Source organism: Phaeobacter cretensis, from assembly GCF_047372505.1.
GTDB classification, from domain to species: domain Bacteria; phylum Pseudomonadota; class Alphaproteobacteria; order Rhodobacterales; family Rhodobacteraceae; genus Phaeobacter; species Phaeobacter cretensis.
Genome location: NZ_JBKBEU010000001.1, coordinates 3,575,800 through 3,595,636, shown reverse-complemented (window position 1 = coordinate 3,595,636; position 19,837 = coordinate 3,575,800). Strand labels below are relative to the sequence as shown.

General features: G+C 55.3%; 22 protein-coding genes. 9 read left to right on the top strand and 13 right to left on the bottom strand.

Annotation, left to right across the window (positions count from 1 at the left end; genetic code table 11):
- Positions 1-3 precede the first annotated feature (3 nt).
- The 7 genes from ACEWZM_RS17045 (at position 4) to aat (ending at position 6,314) form a co-directional block, all read left to right on the top strand.
- On the top strand, positions 4-1,206 hold the full coding sequence (locus ACEWZM_RS17045; protein WP_414007573.1) for a branched-chain amino acid ABC transporter permease: 1,203 nt from the start codon (positions 4-6) through the stop codon (positions 1,204-1,206).
- Between the two features lie 12 nt (positions 1,207-1,218).
- Complete coding sequence (locus ACEWZM_RS17040; protein ID WP_414007572.1) at positions 1,219-1,974, top strand: ABC transporter ATP-binding protein; 756 nt, start codon at positions 1,219-1,221, stop codon at positions 1,972-1,974.
- A 69-nt stretch (positions 1,975-2,043) separates the two neighbouring features.
- Entirely contained in the window at positions 2,044-2,799 is a 756-nt protein-coding gene (locus tag ACEWZM_RS17035) for an ABC transporter ATP-binding protein (protein ID WP_414007571.1), read from the top strand.
- 179 nt (positions 2,800-2,978) lie between these two features.
- The gene (locus ACEWZM_RS17030; RefSeq protein WP_414007570.1) at positions 2,979-3,515 is read left to right on the top strand and encodes a LuxR C-terminal-related transcriptional regulator; all 537 of its coding nucleotides are present in this window, start codon (positions 2,979-2,981) and stop codon (positions 3,513-3,515) included.
- 160 nt (positions 3,516-3,675) lie between these two features.
- A complete protein-coding gene (gene accB, locus ACEWZM_RS17025; protein WP_414007569.1) occupies positions 3,676-4,173 on the top strand; it encodes an acetyl-CoA carboxylase biotin carboxyl carrier protein in 498 nt (165 codons plus the stop codon).
- 9 nt (positions 4,174-4,182) lie between these two features.
- A complete protein-coding gene (accC, locus tag ACEWZM_RS17020) occupies positions 4,183-5,535 on the top strand; it encodes an acetyl-CoA carboxylase biotin carboxylase subunit (protein ID WP_414007568.1) in 1,353 nt (450 codons plus the stop codon).
- Between the two features lie 146 nt (positions 5,536-5,681).
- Complete coding sequence (aat, locus tag ACEWZM_RS17015; RefSeq protein ID WP_414007567.1) at positions 5,682-6,314, top strand: leucyl/phenylalanyl-tRNA--protein transferase; 633 nt, start codon at positions 5,682-5,684, stop codon at positions 6,312-6,314.
- On the opposite strand, the gene ACEWZM_RS17010 is transcribed toward aat, so the two are convergent.
- The 3 genes from ACEWZM_RS17010 to ACEWZM_RS17000 all read right to left on the bottom strand — a co-directional run bounded on the left by ACEWZM_RS17010 (position 6,278) and on the right by ACEWZM_RS17000 (position 7,575).
- Positions 6,278-6,640, bottom strand: a complete 363-nt coding sequence (locus ACEWZM_RS17010; protein WP_414007566.1) for a DUF2155 domain-containing protein — start codon at positions 6,638-6,640, stop codon at positions 6,278-6,280. The genes aat and ACEWZM_RS17010 overlap by 37 nt on opposite strands.
- A complete protein-coding gene (mlaD, locus tag ACEWZM_RS17005) occupies positions 6,640-7,092 on the bottom strand; it encodes an outer membrane lipid asymmetry maintenance protein MlaD (RefSeq protein ID WP_414007565.1) in 453 nt (150 codons plus the stop codon). Before mlaD ends, ACEWZM_RS17010 begins: the two co-directional genes overlap by 1 nt.
- Before the next feature lie 96 nt (positions 7,093-7,188).
- On the bottom strand, positions 7,189-7,575 hold the full coding sequence (locus ACEWZM_RS17000) for an NADH:ubiquinone oxidoreductase subunit NDUFA12 (protein WP_414007564.1): 387 nt from the start codon (positions 7,573-7,575) through the stop codon (positions 7,189-7,191).
- Positions 7,576-7,746: 171 nt separating this feature from the next.
- Here ACEWZM_RS17000 and ACEWZM_RS16995 point away from each other — a divergent pair, with 171 nt between their 5' ends.
- The gene (locus tag ACEWZM_RS16995; RefSeq protein ID WP_414007563.1) at positions 7,747-8,034 is read left to right on the top strand and encodes a hypothetical protein; all 288 of its coding nucleotides are present in this window, start codon (positions 7,747-7,749) and stop codon (positions 8,032-8,034) included.
- Positions 8,035-8,051: 17 nt separating this feature from the next.
- On the opposite strand, the gene ACEWZM_RS16990 is transcribed toward ACEWZM_RS16995, so the two are convergent.
- The 3 genes from ACEWZM_RS16990 to ACEWZM_RS16980 all read right to left on the bottom strand — a co-directional run bounded on the left by ACEWZM_RS16990 (position 8,052) and on the right by ACEWZM_RS16980 (position 10,565).
- On the bottom strand, positions 8,052-8,429 hold the full coding sequence (locus ACEWZM_RS16990; protein WP_414007562.1) for a Rid family hydrolase: 378 nt from the start codon (positions 8,427-8,429) through the stop codon (positions 8,052-8,054).
- 93 nt (positions 8,430-8,522) lie between these two features.
- Complete coding sequence (clpX, locus tag ACEWZM_RS16985) at positions 8,523-9,791, bottom strand: ATP-dependent Clp protease ATP-binding subunit ClpX (protein ID WP_414007561.1); 1,269 nt, start codon at positions 9,789-9,791, stop codon at positions 8,523-8,525.
- A gap of 141 nt (positions 9,792-9,932) precedes the next feature.
- Entirely contained in the window at positions 9,933-10,565 is a 633-nt protein-coding gene (locus ACEWZM_RS16980; RefSeq protein ID WP_414007560.1) for an ATP-dependent Clp protease proteolytic subunit, read from the bottom strand.
- A 270-nt stretch (positions 10,566-10,835) separates the two neighbouring features.
- On the opposite strand from ACEWZM_RS16980, the gene ACEWZM_RS16975 reads away from it, so the two are divergent.
- The gene (locus ACEWZM_RS16975) at positions 10,836-11,843 is read left to right on the top strand and encodes a GlxA family transcriptional regulator (RefSeq protein ID WP_414007559.1); all 1,008 of its coding nucleotides are present in this window, start codon (positions 10,836-10,838) and stop codon (positions 11,841-11,843) included.
- A gap of 84 nt (positions 11,844-11,927) precedes the next feature.
- Here ACEWZM_RS16975 and ACEWZM_RS16970 read toward each other — a convergent pair whose 3' ends face one another.
- From ACEWZM_RS16970 to soxZ, 7 genes are all read right to left on the bottom strand, one after another.
- The gene (locus ACEWZM_RS16970) at positions 11,928-12,812 is read right to left on the bottom strand and encodes a lytic murein transglycosylase (protein ID WP_414007558.1); all 885 of its coding nucleotides are present in this window, start codon (positions 12,810-12,812) and stop codon (positions 11,928-11,930) included.
- Between the two features lie 135 nt (positions 12,813-12,947).
- Positions 12,948-14,198 carry an Hsp70 family protein gene (locus ACEWZM_RS16965; protein WP_414007557.1) on the bottom strand — a complete coding sequence of 417 codons (1,251 nt, stop codon included), beginning with the start codon at positions 14,196-14,198 and terminating at the stop codon, positions 12,948-12,950.
- 171 nt (positions 14,199-14,369) lie between these two features.
- A complete protein-coding gene (locus ACEWZM_RS16960) occupies positions 14,370-15,437 on the bottom strand; it encodes a c-type cytochrome (protein ID WP_414007556.1) in 1,068 nt (355 codons plus the stop codon).
- Positions 15,421-16,692, bottom strand: a complete 1,272-nt coding sequence (soxC, locus tag ACEWZM_RS16955) for a sulfite dehydrogenase (protein ID WP_414007555.1) — start codon at positions 16,690-16,692, stop codon at positions 15,421-15,423. Before soxC ends, ACEWZM_RS16960 begins: the two co-directional genes overlap by 17 nt.
- Before the next feature lie 78 nt (positions 16,693-16,770).
- A complete protein-coding gene (gene soxB, locus ACEWZM_RS16950; RefSeq protein ID WP_414007554.1) occupies positions 16,771-18,468 on the bottom strand; it encodes a thiosulfohydrolase SoxB in 1,698 nt (565 codons plus the stop codon).
- Between the two features lie 99 nt (positions 18,469-18,567).
- Positions 18,568-19,419: a sulfur oxidation c-type cytochrome SoxA gene (gene soxA / locus ACEWZM_RS16945; protein WP_414007553.1), complete on the bottom strand. Its 852-nt coding sequence runs from the start codon at positions 19,417-19,419 to the stop codon at positions 18,568-18,570.
- 73 nt (positions 19,420-19,492) lie between these two features.
- Complete coding sequence (gene soxZ / locus ACEWZM_RS16940) at positions 19,493-19,822, bottom strand: thiosulfate oxidation carrier complex protein SoxZ (RefSeq protein WP_414007552.1); 330 nt, start codon at positions 19,820-19,822, stop codon at positions 19,493-19,495.
- Positions 19,823-19,837 lie beyond the last annotated feature (15 nt).

Here is a 19,837-nt window from a genome sequence, read left to right as displayed (position 1 = left end):
CACATGTTCGGACTAAGTAAAAAAGATAAATCATTGCTGCTGGTCGTGGCTTTCCTGACCATTTTCGCCCCCTTCATCCTCAACCCGTTTCCAACTGACAGCGCTCTGGCGCAGTTCAATGCGGGTTATCCGGACCTGATGCAGCGGTTCGTGATCTTTGGCATCTTTGCCATCGGGTTCAACATTCTCTTTGGGCTGACGGGCTACCTTTCCTTTGGTCACGCCGCGTTTCTGGGTGTCGGATCATATTCGGCAGTCTGGATGTTCAAACTGCTGAGCATGAATGTGGTACCAGCGATTGTGCTGTCAGTGATTGTCGCCGGGCTCTTTGCACTGGTGATCGGCTATGTCAGTTTACGCCGCTCTGGCATCTACTTCTCGATCCTGACACTGGCTTTTGCGCAGATGTCGTTCAACCTAGCCTATTCGGTATTGACCCCAATCACCAACGGCGAGACCGGCCTGCAGCTGACTTTGGATGACCCGCGCATTCTGGGCGTATCCTCCACGGCTGATGGCTCGATCCCGGTAACCAGCCTCTTTGGCCTGGAGATGCGTTCGACCTTTGAAATGGCTGTTGGCCCATGGGCGTTCCAGTTCAACACGGGCTATTACCTCTGCGCGTTGATCCTGTTGGTCGCATTCTATCTGTCGATCCGCATTTTCAGCTCACCATTCGGTCTGATGCTCAAGGCAGTAAAGTCGAACCAGCAGCGGATGAATTACACCGGCCTGAACACGCGGCCCTACACACTGGCGGCCTTTGTAATCTCTGGCATGTATGCAGGTCTGGCCGGCGGCCTTATGGCGTCCATGGACCCACTGGCCGGCGCTGAGCGGATGCAGTGGACCGCATCGGGTGAAGTTGTACTTATGACCATTCTTGGTGGTGCCGGTACGCTGATCGGCCCAGTTCTGGGCGCAGGTTTCATCAAGTACTTCGAGAATATCTTCTCCAAGATCAACGACAACGTGCTGCACAGCTGGTTCAGCTTCATGCCCGACGGACTTGAAGACGCAATGGTGTTCATCGTTCACCCCTTCATCGGCAAGGGCTGGCACCTGACACTCGGCATCTTATTCATGCTGGTTGTGATCTTCCTGCCAGGTGGTCTGGTCGAAGGGGGACAACGGATCAAAGGTTGGATCCAGGGCCGCAACACCCAAAAAGACAGTGCCTCCGGCAAAACTGAACCTGCGGAATAAGGAGCAAGACCAATGGGTATCCTTGAAGTCAAAAACGTGGGCAAACGGTTCGGTGGCCTTCAGGCGCTGTCAGAGGTGAACCTCAGCGTGCGCGAAAACATCGTCCACGCCATAATCGGCCCCAACGGCGCGGGCAAATCGACACTACTGAACTGTCTGGTTGGCAAGCTCATCCCTGACACAGGGTCAGTGATGTTTGATGGTAAATCCGTGCTGGGCCGCGCCCCTTACGAGATCAATCAGATGGGCATTTCCCGCGTGTTCCAGACGCCGGAAATCTTTGGAGATCTGTCGGTTCTGGAAAACATGATGATCCCCTGCTTTGCCAAACGCGATGGTGCATTTGAGATGAACGCAATTAGCGCAGTCTCCGGTCAGCGCGATATCCTGGAAAAAGCGGAGCATATGCTGGAGGAGATGAACATGGCCGACAAGCGGCACATGAACGCCGCCTCCATGTCGCGCGGGGACAAACGTCGGCTTGAGATTGGTATGTGCCTGTCTCAGGAACCGCGTCTACTGCTACTGGACGAACCGACAGCGGGCATGGCCCGGGCCGACACCAACAACACCATCGATCTGCTGAAACAGATCAAGGACGAGCGCGACATTACCATCGCCATCATTGAACATGACATGCACGTCGTCTTCTCACTCGCGGATCGAATCACGGTTCTGGCTCAAGGCACGCCATTGGTGGAGGACGACCCTCAGAACATCAAAGGCAACCCGAAGGTGCGCGAAGCCTATCTCGGCGAGTCGGCGTAAGAACATACATCACTCATCCCGAAGACGGTAACACGTTTTCGATAGTGTCGAGTGAGAAAGGATAAAACCATGAACGTCAAACCAGACTTCTCCAAACACGCCAACCACGCCGCTACTGCACCGGCTTTTCTGTCGATCTGGGACATGCACGCCTACTATGGCGAAAGCTACATCGTGCAAGGCATTTCTTTCAACGTCCATGAGGGCGAGATCCTCGCCCTTCTGGGCCGTAACGGTGCAGGTAAGACCTCAACCCTGCGGTCCATTGCGCGTACCGGATCGCCATTGGTGACAAAGGGGGAGATCTGGCTTGATCACCAGCCCCTGCACAATATGTCCTCGCATGAGGCTTCGGCTGCTGGTCTTGGTCTCGTGCCAGAGGATCGCCGGATCATCCCCGGCCTTACGGTTGAGGAAAACCTTCAACTTGCGCAGATCGCGCCCCCTATTGGCTGGTCTCTTGAACGGCTCTACGAGCTGTTCCCCCGTCTTGGTGAGCGGCGCAAGCAAGAAGGTGTGACACTATCCGGCGGTGAACAGCAAATGTTGTCCATCGCGCGTGCGTTGGCGCGTGACATTAAGGTGCTGCTGCTGGATGAACCCTACGAGGGCCTTGCACCGGTCATCGTGGACGAAATCGAAAAGACGCTGCTCCACATCAAACAGCAAGGTATCACCACAGTTATCGTTGAACAAAACGCTGTGCGAGCCCTGGAGCTGGCTGATCGGGCCGTGATCCTAGACACTGGTGGCATCGTATTTGACGGCGCGGCCACCGAGGTGCTCGAAAACGAAGAGCTGCGCTCCGAGTATCTGGCCATCTGATCCCGCCCTTCACAGTCGGACGGAGAATTTGCCGATTTTGGTACCTAGGGGCTGATGCGCTTTCATCGGCCCCTTTTCTATTACCCGCTCTTTTCCCTGCATGGTTCTTGGCTTGAGTGGCCTCCGTCTATCTGCACAAATCACTTTGCCTTACATCAGAACAGCGGTTATCTGCCCCCATGACTGATCTAGCCTTCGAATTTGCGCCGGTGGGCATTGCCTTGCTCGACAAACGGGTGATCCAGCGCTGTAATCAGCAGTTCGCCGAAACCTTTGGCGGGCAGCCTGACAGCTATATCGGATTGCCGATTGCTAACCTCTATCCCAGTCAGGAAGACTTCCAGCGCATAGGTGATCGTCTGCAACAGGCAGAGGCACAGTCCGGGCAGTATAACGATGAACGCATCATGCGCCGCCGCGACGGAGATCTATTCTGGTGCCGTGTACGTGGTCGGTCACTGACACCTGAGCAACCATTTCGCAGCGGTGTTTGGAGTTTCGCCGATATCTCGGATGATCGTCCCGTCGTCAGCCTCACGCCACGCGAGCGCGATGTTGCTATCCTTACCTGTCGCGGGCTATCGGCCAAAGAAATCGGCGCGGAGCTGAACCTATCCTATCGCACGATCGAAACCCATCGTGCACATCTTCTGGTCAAGTTCTCCGCCCGCAAACTGCCGGAACTGGTCGCGAAACTGACTGGTATGCCGCTCTGAGCGTTGATTTGCGTCGTAAGATTGCAAATCGCGCCGAGGACGGCCATGTTATCGTCAATCTTGTCAGCGCTTTCCTTGTGGTAATGCATACCCTATAAGCGCCTTCAAATCTTATGCCCGTAGGTATCTGCGGGCCTGTCGGAACCGGCTGAGGACAAAAATGACAAATAAGACCCACGAAGCAGACGTATCCTTCATCAAAGCGCTGGCGGAACTCCTGCGCGACAATGATCTGACCGAGTTGCAGGTAAAGCGTGACTACGGCGAAGATGACAGTCTGAATGTACGTGTTTCGCGCCAGACCATGGCCGCACCGGCACCAGTGCAAGCTTACGCTGCACCCGCTCCCGTAGTGGCACCCGCAGCCCCTGCAGCGGCCTCCGCCGCAGCGCCCACAGCTGTAAATGATGATCCAGCCAGCCATCCCGGCGCGGTACCCTCGCCAATGGTCGGAACAATCTATACCCAACCGGAACCCGGCGCGCCGACTTTTGTAAAAGTGGGTGACCAAGTGGCCGAAGGCGACACACTGCTGATTGTCGAAGCCATGAAGACAATGAACCACATCCCGGCACCGAAGGCCGGCACCATCAAACGTATCCTCGTCGAAGACGGCGCAGCGGTCGAATTTGGTACACCGCTGGTCATCATCGAGTAAGGGTCCACCATGTTTGACAAGATCCTGATTGCCAACCGCGGTGAGATCGCTCTGCGCGTGATCCGTGCCTGTCGCGAAATGGGCATCCAGTCGGTCGCCGTACATTCCACCGCCGACGCGGACGCAATGCATGTGCGTATGGCTGACGAATCCGTCTGTATTGGCCCGCCCTCCGGCACCCACAGCTACCTGTCGATCCCCGCCATTATCTCCGCCTGTGAGATCACAGGCGCGCAGGCGATCCACCCCGGCTATGGTTTTCTGTCCGAGAACGCGAACTTCGTGCAAATCGTCGAAGACCACGGCCTAACATTTATCGGCCCAACCGCCGAACATATCCGTGTTATGGGTGACAAGATCACCGCCAAAGACACAATGAAGGCCCTTGGCGTACCATGTGTGCCTGGCTCTGATGGCGGCGTACCCGATCTGGAAACAGCTCAGAAACTCGGCGAAGAAATCGGCTACCCCGTGATTATCAAAGCCACCGCTGGCGGCGGTGGGCGGGGTATGAAAGTCGCCAAGACTGCAGCCGACATGGAGCAGGCGTTTATGACTGCCCGTGCCGAAGGCAAGGCGGCCTTTGGCAACGACGAAGTCTACATCGAGAAATACCTGACCACGCCCCGCCACATTGAGATCCAGGTCTTTGGCGACGGCAAGGGCAAGGCGGTCCATTTGGGCGAGCGTGATTGCTCCCTTCAGCGCCGTCACCAAAAGGTGTTCGAAGAAGCCCCCGGTCCCAGCATCACCGCTGAGGAACGCGCGCGGATCGGCAAAACCTGCGCAGACGCTGTGGCCAAAATCAACTACATAGGCGCTGGCACGATCGAGTTTCTCTATGAAAACGGCGAGTTCTATTTCATCGAGATGAACACACGTCTTCAGGTGGAACACCCGGTGACCGAAGGTATCTTTGACGTCGATCTTGTGCGTGAACAGATCCGTGTCGCGGACGGTCTTCCAATGTCCTTTAGCCAGGATGATCTGGAGATCAACGGTCACTCCATTGAGGTCCGTATCAACGCTGAGAAATTGCCAAACTTCTCACCCTGCCCGGGTAAGATCACCCAGTATCACGCCCCCGGCGGTCTGGGCGTTCGGATGGATTCTGCGCTGTATGATGGCTATTCGATCCCACCTTATTACGACAGCTTGATCGGCAAATTGATCGTGCACGGTCGTGATCGGCCCGAAGCGCTGGCACGCCTCAGCCGTGCTTTGGGAGAGCTGATCGTGGACGGTGTCGAAACCACGGTGCCGCTGTTCCACGCTCTGCTTGAAGAAAAAGACATCCATACCGGTGAGTACAACATTCACTGGCTTGAGCATTGGTTAGAAACCAATCTCGGCAACGCGTGATCATCGCTATGGGCGGCCTTTTTGGGCCGCCCTTTTCATAAATCACAACCTGCCTTTGGGGCTTTGATAGTCGCAACGCGGTCGCGTTTTATCATGACGTTTTCCATTTCCTTGGCGGGCAGCCAATCCCAATCTAGACTAACACCATGACTCTCACGCCAGATCTGCTGCTGCACGCCTATTCAGTCGGCGTTTTCCCAATGGCGGAAAGCCGGGATGATCCTGAGGTGTTCTGGGTTAATCCTAAACGCCGTGGCGTATTCCCAATTGGTGGCTTTCACCTGTCGCGCTCCCTCATCAAAACCCTGCGCCAAGGCGACTACCAGATTACCGTAAATCGGGATTTTGCCGCCGTATTAGATTGTTGCGCAGATCGAGAGGAAACCTGGATCAATCCGGAAATCCGCGCCCGCTACATTGATCTACACAATCAAGGCAACGCCCATTCGCTTGAGGTTTTTCGACAGGATCAGCTGATCGGCGGCGTCTACGGCGTCGTACTTGGTGGCGCGTTCTTTGGAGAAAGCATGTTTTCGCGGCAGCGGGATGCATCAAAAATCGCGCTCGCCTATCTAATGGATCGCTTGGCGCAGGCTGGTTTCACGCTATGTGACACGCAATTTCTAACGCCACATCTGGCATCGCTAGGGGCCGTTGAAATCAGCCGTGCCAGCTACCGTAGCCAATTGCGCGAGGCACTTGATATCAAAGCAGATTTCATCACGCCGGAGCAGCCAGAACCTCAGGCGCTGGTACAGCGCATGACCCAGATGTCGTAGCGGCTGTGGTCCAGCGCATTCAGCGCCGGGCTCGAGGCGACCATCCAGCCATCGAAGTAAACCGTTGCATCATTTGGATTGCGAACGGTCAGATAGGCGTAGGCGTCTCCCGTAGGGTTGTCAGCGGGGTATCTGCATTCCATCAAGCTGACGATGACACCAAACACCTCGGCGCTGCCACCTACAGGAATTTCCAAATCCTGAGTCTGACCGTTAACTTTATCAAGACCTCTCAGAACGGCTGACTGACCATTTTCAGCTGCCCCCTTCCCCCACGCACTGGTGCCACTCAACACAAGTGAAAGGGCTATGAGCAAATGACGCATCACCCTTCGTCTCCGCCGCCGGCAACGAACTTAACCAATAGCGAGATCAAGCTCACCGCGCCTTGGGTGTCTTCGACGGCATCGCCAGCTTCGAATGCGAACGGCGACCCTCCGGGCATTACCTCAACAAAGTTCCCACCCAAAAGGCCTTCGGAGGAGATCACAACCGCACTGTCATCCGGGATTTCGATCCCGTCCTGAACGGAGAACCGGGTATCAGCACGGAAGGTTTCTGAGTTCAATTCAACCCCGGTTACGGTACCGATTTTCACACCTGCAAGCCGCACATCGGTCCCAACACTCACCCCTTCCAACGATCGGAATGACGCGTTCAGCTCATAGGCTGACCCTGCCCGTGACAGGCCAGCCGCCTGCCCGGCATAGACTGCAAACCCAATGGCCGCAGCCAGAACCAGCCCGCCTGCCAGAACTTCGGTAGTGTTATGTGACATGCTGTTTCAGCCTTCGCCTTTGGTTTGGTCAACACATCTGCTGACCGGTCAACGCCTATTACGGCGCTGTTGTCCTTATCAAAATCCGATCAAACCCTATTCAGGCGACCAGGCTTCGTAGTCGCTACGCTCTTTGGGAGCGCCTGCAGCACGGATCGACCCAGCGGGCGCATAGGCGAGCATGGTACCGGTCAGGTTTTCCTGATGCGGCTTTTCCCACGACTTATGAACCAACGGTTTCTCTGATGGCACGTCATCATAGGTGCGATGCAGCCAACCGTGCCAATCCGCACCAATACGTGAGGCCTCAACCTCGCCGTTGAACATAACCCAGCGTTTGCTGTCGTCTGCGTTGCGGTAAAACACGTTGCCCTGATCGTCTTCCCCCACCTTCGTGCCCTTTCGGGCGGTGAAAATACGCGTATTCAGGGTCGAGCCGTTCCACCAGGTGACAGCCCGCAAGAGAGAGTTCAGGATTCCCATCGGTTCCTCCGAAAATTTCGCTTCTGATATGGCGCAAATTACCGCCAACGTCCAGATGCCTAGCACTCAGCTCAGCTGAATGTCGCAAAACTTATCTACGATTGCACATTGGAGCCACATTTCCGGCCCATGATGGTCGAGAGATCTTAACATCCGATAGCGAGACAGCCCGTGCGTTTCATCCTTTCTTTTGTCGCGACTCTTATTGTCAGCATTGCCGCTCTGGACCGGCTGCAGGTTACCAACCTGATACTTGGTGACAACCGTACGCAACAAGAGGCCAAGACAACTAACGTGACGCAGAAGGATGACAGTGGATGGCAAAGCATGACGGACCATACACTAAACGCGGCTACGGTAATGCTGGGTATGCCCCCCACATCCGAAAAGAACGTGCTACAGAAACTTATGGTGGGGCGGCGCGAGGAAACGGCTCAGATGCGCGGTTTCCAATTCTAGCCGCCGGTCAACTTTGCTCAAACTTGCACCTCGTTTTGTGGTGAAGCCAGCGCCGTCACCTCAATCTCGATCCTATACTTGGGATCAATCAGGCCGCATTCGATCATCGTAGCCGCAGGTGGTGCCTCACCAAAGGTTTGCGCCAACAGAGGCCAACAGGGTTCAAACTCCGCTCGGTCAGGTACGTAATAATTGACCCGAACCACGTCCGAGAAGCTGCTACCAGCCTCTGCCAGCGCTGCCGCGATGATATCAAGCGCTGATTTACATTGCGCCACGACGTCGCCCCCCTGCCCCACGGTGCCTGCCACATGGACAAAGCCTCCCGCAACAACCGCGCGACAATAGCCGACCTTCGCCTCAAATTCTCCGCCTGAGGAAATGCGCCTAATCATGATAGATGTCCTTCTTAAAACAAAACGGCGCGAGGTTACCCCCGCGCCGTTTGTAAACAATCCTGGCTGTTACACCAAACCTCAACCGCGAGATCAACTCGCAGTGGCGGGCTCTTTCTCAGCGTCGGCGTGAATCATCAGCGGTTGTGCTTCAGAGTTTACGGCCTCCTCGTTCACGACGACTTTTTCCACGCTCTCCATTCCAGGCAGCTCAAACATGGTGTTGAGCAGGATATCTTCCAGGATGGAGCGCAGGCCACGGGCACCGGTTTTGCGTTCAATAGCCTTTTTGGCGATCGCGCTCAGCGCCTCTTCGGTGAAGTCCAACTCGGTGTCTTCGAGTTCGAACAGGCGCTGATATTGTTTGACCAGCGCATTCTTTGGCTTGGTCAGAATTGTGATCAGCGCATCTTCATCCAGATCCTCGAGCGTTGCGAGAACTGGCAAACGTCCAACGAATTCCGGAATAAGCCCGAATTTCAGCAGATCTTCGGGCTCCAGATCCTTGAAAGTCTCACCCACACCCGCGTCGCTGTCATCGCGCACGTCGGCGCCAAAGCCCATGGCAGAGCCTTTACCGCGCTGTTTGATGATTTTGTCGAGACCAGCAAACGCGCCGCCACAGATGAACAAGATATTGGTGGTGTCTACCTGCAGGAATTCCTGCTGAGGATGTTTGCGACCTCCTTGCGGAGGCACGGAGGCAACGGTGCCTTCCATCAGCTTAAGCAACGCCTGCTGTACACCCTCACCCGACACATCACGAGTGATCGACGGGTTCTCTGACTTACGGGTGATCTTGTCGACCTCGTCAATATAGACGATGCCGCGCTGCGCACGCTCGACATTGTATTCCGAGGCCTGCAGCAGCTTGAGAATGATGTTCTCAACATCCTCACCAACGTAGCCAGCTTCGGTCAACGTGGTGGCGTCCGCCATAGTAAAGGGCACATCCAGAATCCGCGCCAGCGTTTGTGCCAGCAGCGTCTTACCACAGCCTGTTGGGCCGATCAGCAGGATGTTTGATTTCGACAATTCGATGTCCGAACCCGCCTTCTGGGCATGGTTCAGGCGCTTGTAGTGATTGTGCACAGCAACCGACAACACCCGCTTGGCCATGGCCTGACCAATCACATAGTCATCCAGAACTTCGCAGATGTCCTTTGGTGTAGGGACACCATCAGTAGATTTCAGGCCAGAAGCCTTCGTCTCTTCGCGGATGATGTCCATGCACAGTTCGACGCATTCGTCGCAGATGAACACGGTTGGGCCCGCAATAAGCTTGCGCACCTCATGCTGGCTCTTGCCGCAGAAGCTGCAATAGAGCGTGTTCTTGCTGTCGCCGCTTGAGTTCGTTGCCATGGTCTACCTTTCCGTCCGGGGCGTGCATGCGCCTCCTGCGCCACCCGTAATATTGGCAGCTTATGCCACAGGCACAAGCGCCACAATCGCAAAGTGTGCCCCAATTGATAACGGGACACACCTATCAGCTTGCACCGCCGATCAGCTTTCCTCTTGGTCCAGCTTGCTGCGGTTTTCGACGATTTCGTCGATCAGTCCGAATTCTTTTGCGTCTTCAGGTGACATAAAGTTGTCGCGCTCCAGCGCATCAACGATTTTGTCGTATTCCTGACCTGTGTGCTTCACGTAGATTTCATTCAGACGCTTTTTCAACTTCAGGGTTTCTTCGGCATGGATCATGATATCCGTTGCCTGACCCTGAAAGCCGCCAGACGGTTGGTGCACCATAACCCGGCTGTTGGGCAGCGAGAAACGCATCCCGGCTTCACCTGCTGTCAACAGCAGCGAGCCCATGGACGCGGCCTGGCCAATCACCAATGTTGAAACCTTGGGTTTGATGTACTGCATGGTGTCGTAGATCGACAGGCCCGAGGTCACAACGCCGCCGGGACTGTTGATATACATCGAAATCTCTTTCGATGGGTTTTCCGCCTCAAGGTGCAGCAGCTGGGCCACGATCAGTGAACTCATCCCATCATGCACCGGACCATTCAGGAAAATGATCCGCTCTTTTAGCAGGCGGGAAAAGATATCATAGGCGCGTTCGCCGCGGCTGGTCTGTTCCACCACCATCGGCACCAGCGTGTTCATGTATGTTTCTCTTGGATCGACCATATTGACCTGCCTGCTTTGAATTGTATCGGCATCATAACCGACTGAGTATTACCTGAGTCTTAGTACCGGCACATTTGGGCTGCAAGGGCCGGCAATTGTTTTTGCTTTTCTCTGTGCCATCACTGGATACACGCCGATGGCGCAAACAGTCGTGTTGTGGTCGAAAACCGTCGTCTCGCCGTCGCAAACTGATGGATGAAAGCGGGGGATCGGGGTTAACTACCACAGTATTCTGACCCAACCGAAACCGGCGCGTTACAGGTTCCCGACATGATTGACGATTATTTTGTGCAAAAAAGAGCGTCGGCCAATCTGACGATCCCATTTGACGGTAAGCGGCAGGATTTTTACTTTCTGCTTTTGCCCAAAGCGACGTTGTTGCCAATCGCGGCCGCGGTCGAGCCTTTGCGCATTGCCAATCAAGTTACAAATACTCAGCTTTATCGCTGGTATGTCATGACGCCTGACGGCACACCCATCCAATGTTCTAACGGAATGACCATCACGCCGGACCTACCGATGGGACAACTGCCCGGGGATTCCCTCGCCTTTGTCTGCTCCGGGGTCGAGCCGCAGAATGCGGCGAACGACGCAGTGCTGAATTGGCTGCGACGCGAACGTCGTTTTGGACGGTCCATTGGAGGGATCTGCACAGGCGCTTTTGCGCTGGCACAGGCCGGGCTTCTTGGCGATCACAGGTTCACCCTGCATTGGGAAAACCAACCCGGTTTTATTGAACGCTATCCAGATCTGCTCCCGTCTCCGCGGATCTTCGAGATCAGTGATACGCTGATGACATGTGGGGGTGGAAATGCCGCTACTGACATGATGCTAAATCTGATCGAAGATCGCCATGGCAAGCAATTGGCCATTATCGTGGCCGACATGTGCCTGCATGTACGCACAGGTGGGCAGACCACCCCACAGAAATCCAACTATGCGGTCGCCATCGGAAGCCGCAATCAACGCCTGTTGAATGCGCTGCAACTGATGCAGGAGTCGATTGAAGAACCACTGTCCATCGGGGGCCTATGCGATAAGCTAGACATCTCGCGCCGCCAGTTGGAGCGGTTGTTTGCCCGCTATCTGGATCAAAGCCCAATGCATGTCTATTTCGATATGCGGCTTAGCCATGCCTTTGCCCTGATGAATGAAACATCCATGTCAGTGACCGAGATCGCGCTGGCGTCCGGATTCAACAGCGCCACGCATTTCTCTCGCCAGTTCAAACGCAAGTTTGGTGCCAGCCCACACTTTTTCCGCAAAGGCTGGAATTGATCATATTCCTTCAAGTGCCCGCTCCACCTGGGCCCAAGCCCTCCTATCGGAGCGCCCTATTCAGTCTCTGATAGCCATGATCGCCTAACCATCGATCTTGCGCCCCATAATGGCCAGTGACTGCTGGTATACAGTTGCAGCATTCCATTCCTTCAAGACCCGATAGTTGGGTTCCCCCTGCTGATAGCCACGCCCCGGTTTCCAACCTTTCTTTCGTAGGAAATATGCAGTGGAGGCCAGGGCATCTCCCATTTTGTACAAATCGACCCGGCCGTTGCCGTCCCAATCGACCCCGTAGTTGAGCGCATTGCCGGGCAGAAACTGGGTATGACCCAGTTCTCCATGTTTGGCACCTTTGGTAGCGCCGGTGATTGCCCCGCGATCAACCAGCTTCAGAGCCCCAAGCGCATGGGGTTTGAAGAAATCAGATCGGCGACAATCATAGGTCAACGTCACAATGGCGGACACGACCTTGCTGTCTCCCATGTAATTGCCAAACGCCGTTTCCATGCCATGAATGGCAATCAGGATCCCCGCAGGCACGCCATACTTTCGCTCTAGTGCGGCAAAGAACTCGGAGTTGCGTGCCTTTCGCTTACGGCCCTGGGCGATGATTGTATTAGCGCCTCGGACCTGCATGAATTTGTCCAGAGAATACCGAAAGCTCTTCTGGTTACGGTCGGCAGCGATTGTACGACGGGCATATGTGGTAGAGGCCAGCGCAGTTAACCCGGCCTGTCGCACGCCTGCGCGCTTTGCTTCCTTAGCGAAACCGCTCTTCCACGCCTCGAACCCAGATGAGGTATTGCCACACGACGCCGCCGTCGCAATTTGCGGCAGGCCACAAAGGAGCGCACCAACAATCAGAGCCGTCGCGGACTGTCGGCGGGCTGGTTTGCTCCCGCCCCCATCGGAAAGATGATGACGAACAGAATTCGGAGAGAACGGGCGAAACAACTGGGAAATCATAGGGAACCGGATCCAACGCTTGGGAAATGGACCCTCAGTCTATCCGAAACTCGTGGCAAAACCAGCCATCGCGCTGGATATCCGCTACTCGTGGCGACACATGGGGTGTCTCAGCGGCTCCGCCAAAGCCTTCTGTCAGGCGAATGCGCTGTCAGCAGCAAGTGCGAGACCATCCGCCACGGCTGTCATCGCGTTCTCGGTATATAGCTCCGCCCTTGGGCAGAGCTGCTGCATCTGATGTTGAACCCCTGCCAGCAGCGCCGAGCCACCGACAAGAACCACGCGCGACACTTGATCTCCGGTCAGATCTGCGCGTTTAAGTGTTTCCTCAGCGCAGGCCGTGATCTCGGCAACATCCGCAGACAGGCTCTGCTCAAGACATTCGTTTTTCAGCAACACCGACAGGCCCGGCTCGAGGATTTTTAGATCGATCATCGCGCGCGACTGATCAGGTTGGTTCGCGGCGATTTTGCCTCGCTCAACGGCAAAGGCCAGATCATGGCCCAGTTCATCCTCCAGTACCGAAACAAGACGGGCGAGTTTCTCAGGCTCTTCTGCATTGCGTGCAAGATCCTTCGCCGCCCGTCGGCTGTCCACAGCATAGAGAAAGGGGATCATCTGCCAGGTCGCCAGTTCATTAAACAGCCGGTTAGGTGCAGGCAGGCTGCCACCGCCGAAGCTGTTACGAATGGCACTTCCCCGCCCCAAAAGCGGCATCACGTGATCAATGCTCAGCTGGCGGTCAAAATCGGTACCACCTAACCGCACACCGTGCGACGCCAGAATTCGTGCCTGCCCATCCTGCGCCTGATCAAAAGCGGTAAAGTCCGACGTACCACCACCGATATCTACAATCAGACCAATGCCGGGGCGTGCCTGTGCCGACCGCAAAGCGGCTTCGGGTTCCAGCATGAAACGCACATCTTCAAACCCCGCCGCAAGGTAGCAAGCGCGCAAATCCACCTCCGCCTTAGCGTTGCGGGCGGCATCTTTACTGTGGAACAGCACCGGGCGGCCCGATAGCGCGTGAGTATAGGTTTGGCCAGTTGCGCTTTCGGCTCGCGCCTTCAGTTCCGCCAGAAAGCGGGCAATAATGGTCACGAAATCAATCATTTCACCATTCAAACGGCGCCTTTCATGCATCAAAGGCGTGCCGAGCAGGCTCTTCAATGCACGCATGAAACGACCCTCGTTCCCGTTGATCAACGCGCGCGTTGCGCGTCGCCCGATGTTCATGCGACGACTGTCAGGATCAAAGAACACAGCCGTCGGCAATGTGGTTTCACCCGCCTCGACCTCAATCAACCAAGGTCGGCCATTGACCGCGACACCAGCCGCAGAATTAGAGGTGCCAAAGTCGATACCGAGGGTGTTGGGATGTGTCATATCGGGCACCTGTCGCAGAGAAAGAACCGGCGTGATTATCCGAAGGGGCTCGGCAAAACAAGTGCTCGCCGAGCCTCAAGAGTGGAATTATTTCCCTGTATGCAAAACACCCTCGCAACAGATTGCACGAGGGTGTCTCAGAGGGTTCTCCACCCAGCAATTCTCAAGCTATTATTCAGTGGTTGCCGCTTTAAGATAGGCAATAATCGCTTCAATCTCAGCCTCTTTCCTGAGCCCGGAAAACGCCATTTTAGTGCCCTTCATGTATTTCTTGGGCTTGGCCAGAAATGCGGCAAGTTCTGCCTCATCCCAAACCAAACCATCCTCTCCAGCAGCTTTCATTGCCTTCGAGTATCGGAACCCTTCGACGCGCGCTGCAGGCGCGCCAATTATGCCATTCAGGATTGGGCCAGTTTTGGATTTCGCTCCCTCACCAATCTGATGACAGGCTTTGCACTTTCTGAAGGTCTTCTCCCCCTTGGCGACCAATTCCGGATCAAGTGCTGTGACCACCTCCGCGACCGGTGGTTCGACTTTCGGCTGAGTTTCGACCTCCGTGCTTGCTTCGGCTGATGGCTCCTGCGTGACGGCTTGTGCCGCTGTCACCGCTTCCTCTGGGGTGACATCCAAAACACGCGCACGCATGGTGATTTCGACGTTATCCTTGCAGTTCTCCATACACGGCTTTGCGGTCCAAAAATGCGCCTCTGAAGTCTCCCTGTCGTCCAGAATGAACCCATCGGCATTCGGCAATTGCACATCGGCAAAGCTGGCTTTTGATAGTACAAAATCATCCTCGACCAGATCATTGGAATAGAGGATATATGCTACGATTGCGTAGACCTCATCCGGGGTGAGCGATTGCGCGTCACCAAACGGCATTGAGCGGTTCACATAATCCCATGTCGTCGAGAGATAGGGCCAGTAGCTGCCTACGGTTTTTAGCGGATCATCATGGTCCAATGTGTCCTGCCCGCCCGCCAATTTGGGCCAGTTGCCAACACCTTCGGCAAAATCCCCATGGCAGACCGCGCATTTCTCAGCAAAGACCTCTTCCCCGACAAGCACATCACCAGAACCCTCGGGAAGACCTGTACCATCGGGTGCAACATCCAGATTCCAAGCCGCGACTTCTTCCGGCAAGGCCAAGCGACCAAGGTTGTATTTTTCTGCTGCGGCAGGAACTGCCAATGCCAATGCGACCGCAGTCATCGCGATTGCCTTAGGAAACTTCGACATTTTCAGCCTCCCCACTTGCTTTGACCCACCAGGTCTGGATGGCATTGTTGTGATAAATTGAGTTCAGCCCGCGCACCTCGCGCAGCTGTGCTTTGGTCGGCTGCACATATCCGGACGCATCGCGTGCGCGGCTTTGCAGCAGCATCTCAGACCCGTCCCATTTGATATCAAGATAGAAACGGGTCAGCGCCTTGTCGGTCCCAGCGGCTGCCAGACGGGCCTCCTCCCAGGTTTTGCCACCATCGCGCGAAACATCCACTCCGGTAATGGCCCCGCGGCCTGACCAAGCCAGCCCCGATACAACCAATGGTCCTTTGCCGTGCGTGATTGGTGATTGTGGGCTCGGACTGGTAACCACAGATTTCGCGTCCATTTCCCATGTCCACTTGCGACTGACACCATCAGCCAGCGTGTCTGTGTATTTTGACGTCTCCTCGCGGCTTTCAATCGGACCTTCTGTCACCTCGACACGGCGCAGCCATTTGATCCACATATTGCCTTCCCAGCCCGGCACGACCAGTCGCACAGGGTAGCCGTGCTCCTTGCGCAGCGCCTCGCCGTTAGCCTTGAACGCCACCAGCACGTCATTCATGGCCTTCTCAAGCGGGATGGACCGTCCGTTGGATGACGCATCTGCCCCTTCAACATAGATCCATTTGCCTGCCGGGTTTACGCCCGCCTCCTCCAGCAACGTACGCAGCGGCACACCGGAGTATTCCATATTGTGGATCATACCATGGGTGAATTGCGCGCCATTTAGCTGTGCACCAGCCCATTCCATTCCGGAATTCGCTGCACATTCGCAGAAATAAACGCGGTTTTCACGTGGGAAGCGTTCCAGATCCGCATAGGTAAAGACCAGAGGTCGGTCGACCAGGCCGTTGATCATCAACCGGTAGTCTTTTTTGCGCAGTTCAATTGCGCCGGAGTGATGGCGTTCAAACGCGCAGCCCTGCGGCGTAATCGTACCATCAAGCGCGTGAATGGGCGTAAAGTTGATCGAACTGATAGTGTCCGCAGTCAACCATTCCACGTTGCGCCGCACTACATCCGCCTCATATTCGATGGGCAACCCATAGGGCGTTGCATCCACACCATCCCCCAGACCTGAGGCCCAGTCCTGTACCTCTGTGATCAGTGGATCTGGTGATGCGGCATTTGCAGCGCTGCTGCTGACAGCCCCTGCCCCAACAGCGGCAGCGCCGGCCAGAAACTGGCGACGTGAGGGGCGTTGGGATTTGGATATATCGCTCATCTTTTCTGTATCTCCTTACATCGAAGAATTCACTTACATGAATTCATCAGCGCAAAAAATTTTTGACGGATGTCGGGCTTATTCGCCCGACACCTGCACGGAGTTATTTGGCGAAAGGGTTACTGTACCCATCCTACGGATGTGATCCTCCACCACGTCCCAAATCTGCGGGCCTTCTGTGCCTTCGTTGACGCTGGCCCAGCCCGACACAATATAGGTCTTTGCCGGATCAATGGCTTCCCCAGTCTTGAGCAATGTCATATTGCTGATCCGCTCGCCCTGTGGCTTGGTGATATCAATGTGATAGCCCATGCCACCCACCCGCACCATATCACCGCCCTGCTGATAATATGGATCAGGGTTGAAGATATTGTCGGCCACATCTTCCAGCACTACCTTCAGGAATTCACCCGTCATTTCATTACGGTAGACGGCACCATAGCTCATGGAAGTAACGTTCCAGATGTCTTCGCGGGTGATGTCATCCCCCGGCAGCAGCGACGGCCCCCAACGCACACCAGGCGATAGGGCAATGTCAGCTTCACGTTCGCTCAGCAAGGCATCGCAGATCAGGTCATCCCAAGTACCGTTGAAATTACCACGACGATAGAGCAACGCATCGGTCTGACCGATCACTTCGGCCAGCTGCGTTTCATAGGGGGCGCGTTGTTCGTTGATCAACTGGCCAACCGCAGGGTCCGGAGTGATTACATCAGAGAACACCGGGATCAGTTTGTGCTGCAGCCCCATTAACTGGCCATCGCGAACGTCCAGATCCACGCGCGATACGAATTTCCCGTTAGACCCCGAAGCAATAATATGGGTCGTCCCTACCAGTACCGGCTCTGGCAGCGCGTCATGCGTGTGCCCGGACAGGATCACATCAATGCCGCTAACCACGTCTGCCATTTTTTTATCGACGTCAAAACCATTGTGCGACAGCACAACAACAACATCCGCACCTTCGGCACGGACTTCGTCGACCATGGCCTGCATATGTTCGTCGCGAATACCAAAGGAGTACTCCGGGAACATCCAGCCCGGGTTTGCAATCGGCATATAGGGGAAGGCCTGACCTATGACAGCAACCTTGGAACCCCCTCGATCAAAGAACTTGTATGGTTTGAACAGTTCTGCTGGCTCATCCCATTCCGCATCAAAGATATTCTGCCCAAGCGCGGCAAACGGCAGTCCTTCAACGATCTCGTTCACCCGTTCACTGCCGAGGGTGAATTCCCAATGGAAGGTCATCGCGTCCGGCTTCAGGGCGTTCATTACATTAACCATATCCTGACCAGCGGTCTGGTGGCAGGTATAGGAACCATGCCAGGTATCCCCACCATCCAGCAGCAGGGCATCAGGGCGATCCGCACGGATTGCGTTAATGATGGTTGCGACACGATCCAGCCCACCAACCCGGCCGTAGCCCTGCGCAAGTGCTGAGAAGTCATTGTAAGTGAGAGCATAAGCAGAGGGGCTGCCATCCGTGATGCCATAGGCCGCGCGGAAATCTGCGCCAGTGATATGCGGCACATGCCCCTTGTTGGCTCCGACGCCTAGATTTACGGAAGGTTCGCGGAAAAAGATCGGCTTCAGCTGGGCGTGAATATCAGTCACATGAATGAGGCTGATATTGCCAAAAGTATCAAACTGCAAAAGCTGGTCTTGAGTTAGACGTTGCTGAGCGGCCAAGCGGCCCCAACTGCCAAAACCAGAGGTGCCAACCAACGCCGAAGCTGCCATGGAGACCTGCAAGAAATCACGCCGCGAGATCATTGGGTTCATCTTTCCACTGTGTCACACGATATATTCGCATGTTTGAATGATATAAGCAAAAACATGCCCCACACCACGTTTGATGCAGGGCAACGGTGTTTAATTGCGGACAGACGGCGCCTCAACGGACAGCCCATTGCCGCGCGAAGCGACATAAAGCTCGAGAGCCACAAAATCCGCCGAACCCGGCTTATAGGTTTCGGCCCGGGTGTCGCGTACGCAGCCCTTAAAGCGTGCATGAGCCGTGTTCAGCTTGGTATTCTTCAAGCGGTACACCGGAAAACCATTGATCTGACCCTGGCTCAGATGGTCGGCACGGATCATGTTGCCATAGTTGTCTTCATGGCAGTTTGCGCAGGATAGCTCCAACTGGCCGGTACGGGTGTAGTACATCTCCTTGCCTTGCTCCCAGGTCGACTGGGCAGGTCCGTCGATCGCTACACTTACCGGCATGCCACGCGATTGCACTGAAATCAGCGCTTCCATCGCAGCCATCTTGCCGCCCGTGTATTTCCAGGCTTCCGCACCCATCTGGTTTTCACGGCAGTCGTTGATTTGCATATTCAAAGTGCGAACTTCGCCTGCGGCCTCGTTCCATTTTGGATAGACCGCCCGCACCCCTGCCATGCTGTCTTCAACATCGCCATGACAGGACGAACAGGATTTTTCGGCTGTGCCCTCAACTTTGGACCAACTGTCAAGCGCCTGATCCACAAAGACCATCGCAGGATTTTCAAAATCATCCATCTGCAGGGCTTGCGTCTCATCCGAGCGGAAATGCCAGCCCGACACAACCTCATCCATCGCGTCAGAGACATGCGCGGGGGCAGTCGTCTTGGTCACCATCTCAATGTCTTCATTGACGACCAGCGTATCATTGTCTGATCCGGCAAAGGCGGCGACAGGCAGTGCCATCGCCATGGCAATTGCGGTGATTGCCTTATTGTTCATGTTGTTTCCTCCCTTGGGTGGTCGCTCCGCCCGACGTCCCGGACGCAGCGTTTGCCTATGGATCCGGAGGGGATCAGCCAATCGCGATTGATTTTTGTTCTGTGTAGACTGACCCGTCGTCGTCATACCAGGTGAAGACGAACTCACCCGCTTCGGGGATCGTTGTGTCAAACTGGAAATACGGATTGGTCGAGATGGCAGGCTCCATGGCCACATCAACAACACTCTCACCATTGAATTCGCAGGTGAAGCGATTGATGATTGACCGTGGAATGACGTTGCCTTCCTTGTCCTTACGCTGACCGCTTTCCATCTTGTGGCTGATCAGCGTCTTGATGGTCACCGCATCACCTGCGGCTGCTTTCTTGGGGACTTTGACGCGGGGTTTTACACCGGATGCCATTTCGTAAACTCCTGA